This is a genomic window from Ectopseudomonas oleovorans (assembly GCF_029845265.1).
Taxonomy (GTDB): Bacteria; Pseudomonadota; Gammaproteobacteria; order Pseudomonadales; family Pseudomonadaceae; genus Aquipseudomonas; species Aquipseudomonas oleovorans.
This window is the reverse complement of sequence record NZ_JAOCLK010000094.1, coordinates 1-3,392: the sequence shown is the minus strand read 5'-3', so window position 1 is coordinate 3,392 and position 3,392 is coordinate 1. Positions and strand designations below refer to the sequence as shown.

3 protein-coding genes are annotated in these 3,392 nt (G+C 63.1%); all 3 read left to right on the top strand.

Annotation, left to right across the window (positions count from 1 at the left end; genetic code table 11):
• The first annotated feature begins 147 nt into the window (after positions 1-147).
• The 3 genes from cgtA (at position 148) to N5J71_RS22175 (ending at position 3,291) form a co-directional block, all read left to right on the top strand.
• Positions 148-1,368, top strand: coding sequence for an Obg family GTPase CgtA (gene cgtA / locus N5J71_RS22185; RefSeq protein ID WP_108232932.1), 1,221 nt, complete (start codon positions 148-150; stop codon positions 1,366-1,368).
• Between the two features lie 181 nt (positions 1,369-1,549).
• Entirely contained in the window at positions 1,550-2,668 is a 1,119-nt protein-coding gene (gene proB, locus N5J71_RS22180; protein WP_279917661.1) for a glutamate 5-kinase, read from the top strand.
• A 164-nt stretch (positions 2,669-2,832) separates the two neighbouring features.
• On the top strand, positions 2,833-3,291 hold the full coding sequence (locus N5J71_RS22175) for a CreA family protein (RefSeq protein ID WP_279917660.1): 459 nt from the start codon (positions 2,833-2,835) through the stop codon (positions 3,289-3,291).
• Positions 3,292-3,392 lie beyond the last annotated feature (101 nt).

Sequence of the window (3,392 nt, the reverse complement as noted above, 5' to 3'; positions counted from 1 at the left end):
GCCGTACGTACGGTGGTGTGGGAGGACGGCGGGGGTGACCCCGCCTCCTACCCGATTATGTATCTTTGGTTCGCTTGCCCGATCCGCTAGTTCTGGATGATCCGGCAAGCGTCCCCCCAGCCCGCAGATGAAGCGGGAGGCATATCCATGAAATTCGTCGACGAAGTATCGATTTTTGTAAAAGCTGGTGACGGCGGAAACGGCATGATGGCCTTCCGTCGTGAGAAGTTCATCGAGAAGGGCGGCCCCAATGGCGGTGACGGCGGTGACGGCGGCTCGGTATTCCTCGAGGCCGACGCCAACCTCAACACCCTGATCGACTACCGCTATACGCGTAAATTCCATGCGCAGAATGGCGAGAAGGGCGGCAGCACCGATTGCACCGGGGCCAAGGGCGAGGATCTGATCCTGCCGGTACCGGTCGGCACCACGGTGATCGACGTGGCCACCCAGGAAGTGATTGGTGACCTGGTCAAGCCGGGTCAGCGCCTGATGGTCGCCCAGGGTGGCTGGCATGGCCTGGGCAACACCCGCTTCAAGTCCAGCACCAACCGTGCGCCGCGTCAGACCACGCCGGGCAAGCCGGGCGAGTCGCGCGATCTCAAGCTGGAGCTGAAGGTGCTGGCCGACGTTGGCCTGCTCGGTCTGCCCAATGCCGGCAAGAGTACCTTTATCCGCGCGGTTTCCGCGGCCAAGCCGAAGGTCGCCGATTACCCCTTCACCACCCTGGTACCGAACCTCGGCGTGGTCAGCGTCGACCGCTTCAAGAGCTTCGTCGTTGCCGACATTCCGGGGCTGATCGAGGGGGCTTCCGACGGTGCGGGCCTGGGGATTCGCTTCCTCAAGCACCTGGCGCGTACGCGTCTGCTGTTGCATCTGGTGGATATGGCGCCGCTGGACGAGAGCGACCCGGCCGAGTCGGCGCAGGTGATCATCGACGAGCTGGCACGCTTCAGCCCGGCACTGGCCGAGCGTGATCGCTGGCTGGTGCTGAACAAGATGGACCAGGTGCCCGAGGACGAGCGCGAGGCACGCAAGGCCGATATCGTGGCTCGCCTGAACTGGCAGGGCCCGGTTTACGTGGTCTCGGCCATCAGCCGCGACGGCACCGAGCGCATCAGCCGCGACATCATGCATTACCTGGAAGTGCGTGCCGAGCGCATCGCCGAGGACCCGGTCTTCGCCGAGGAGTTGGCCGAGTTGGATCAGCGTATCGAAGACGAGGCGCGTGCCCGTCTGCAGGCGCTGGACGACCAGCGTGCGCTGCGTAAATCCGGTGTGCGCAGTGTCGATGATATCGACGAAGACGATGATTTCTTCGACGAAGAAGACGACGACGGCCCGGAAATCATTTACGTCCGGGATTAAGCAAATTTCCAACGCCGCTTAATTGCGGCGTTTTTGTAAGGGATGCTCTGAAGCAGTCGTCATTCCCGCGTAAGCGGGAATCCAGAAACATCGCAGCACCTGGACTCCCGCCTTCGCGGGAGTGACGCTGAGGCTTTTTCAGGGTTTCCTAAGTGGGCGTTCTGGCTAAGGTTGGAAGATCATGCGTGACAAGGTGACCGGCGCGCGGCGCTGGGTGGTGAAGATCGGCAGTGCGCTGCTGACCGCTGACGGGCGTGGCCTGGATCGTGCGGCCATGGCGGTATGGGTCAAGCAGATGGTTGCGCTGCGTGAGCAGGGCGTCGAGCTGGTGCTGGTATCTTCCGGTGCGGTGGCGGCCGGCATGAGCCGCCTGGGCTGGACCAGCCGACCTAGCGCGATGCACGAGCTGCAGGCCGCTGCTGCCATTGGCCAGATGGCCCTGGTGCAGGCCTGGGAGTCGAGCTTCGCCGAGCATGGCATGCGCACCGCACAGATCCTCCTGACCCATGACGACCTGTCCGACCGCAAGCGCTACCTCAATGCACGCAGCACCTTGCGTACGCTGGTAAATCTCGATGTGATCCCGGTGATCAACGAGAACGACACCGTAGTCACCGATGAAATCCGTTTCGGCGACAACGATACCCTGGCCGCGCTGGTGGCCAACCTGGTGGAAGCCGATCTGCTGGTAATCCTCACCGACCGCGACGGTATGTACAACGCCGACCCGCGCCACAACCCCGATGCCGAGCTGATTTTCGAAGCCCGCGCCGATGACCCGGCACTGGATGCCGTGGCAGGTGGCGTCGGTGGTGCGCTGGGCCGTGGCGGTATGCAGACGAAGTTGCGTGCTTCGCGTCTGGCGGCGCGCTCCGGCGCGCATACGGTGATCGTTGGTGGGGCCATCGAGCAGGTGTTGGCGCGGCTCAAGGCGGGCGAACGTCTGGGCACGCTGCTGGCGCCCGAGCGCGGCTTGCTGGCGGCGCGCAAGCAGTGGCTGGCAGGCCACCTGCAGACCCGTGGCACCCTGGTGCTGGATGCCGGCGCGGTGAAGGCGTTGAGCCAGGATCGCAAGAGCCTGTTGCCGGTCGGTGTGAAGGCCGTGCAGGGCAGCTTCCGCCGTGGCGAGATGGTGGTCTGCGTATCGCCTGACGGCCGTGAGGTCGCCCGTGGCCTGGTCAACTACAGCGCGCTGGAAGCACAGAAGATCATCGGCCAGCCGTCGGACGCCATCGAGAAGCTGCTGGGCTATGTCGATGAGCCGGAGCTGGTACATCGCGACAATCTGATCCTCGTCTGAGAACCTGTACACGATTTGCGCGCGTCGGCCCTACTGCGTTAAAAACAGGCTGGAGCGCCAGCCCGGTCGAATGCTCATGTACAGAAGTACACTCCGCTTCCTCGCCTGTTTTTGTCTTGTATGGCTCTAGCTCGCGAAATCGTGAACAGGTTCTAGGAGCATGTATGCGTCCGTTCAAGGGAGTGTTGCTGGGCCTGCTGATGCTGCCCAGTCTGGCGCTGGCCGAAACCATCGGTGAAGTGTCGACGGTGTTCAAGTGGGTCGGGCCGAACGACAAGATCGTCGTCGAGGCCTTCGATGACCCCAAGGTGGACGGTGTGACCTGCTACCTGTCACGGGCCAAGACCGGCGGGGTGAAGGGTGGTCTTGGGCTGGCCGAGGACCGTGCCGAAGCTTCCATCGCCTGCCGCCAGGTCGGTCCCATTGCATTCAAGGGCACGCTCAAGGACGGCGAGGAGGTGTTCAAGGAGCGCACCTCGCTGGTGTTCAAGACCATGCAGGTGGTGCGTTTCTTCGACGCCAAGCGCAACACCCTGGTGTATCTGGTCTACAGCGACCGGGTGATAGAGGGCAGCCCGCAGAATGCGGTGACGGCCATCCCGATTCTGCCTTGGCGTCAGTAAACCGATCAGCGCTCATAAAAAAACCGCCCCGAAGGGCTAATGTCTGTCAGTTAAGCGTCGAAGCTGCCAATGGGTAGGAGCGGCGCCCCGCCGCGAACCAG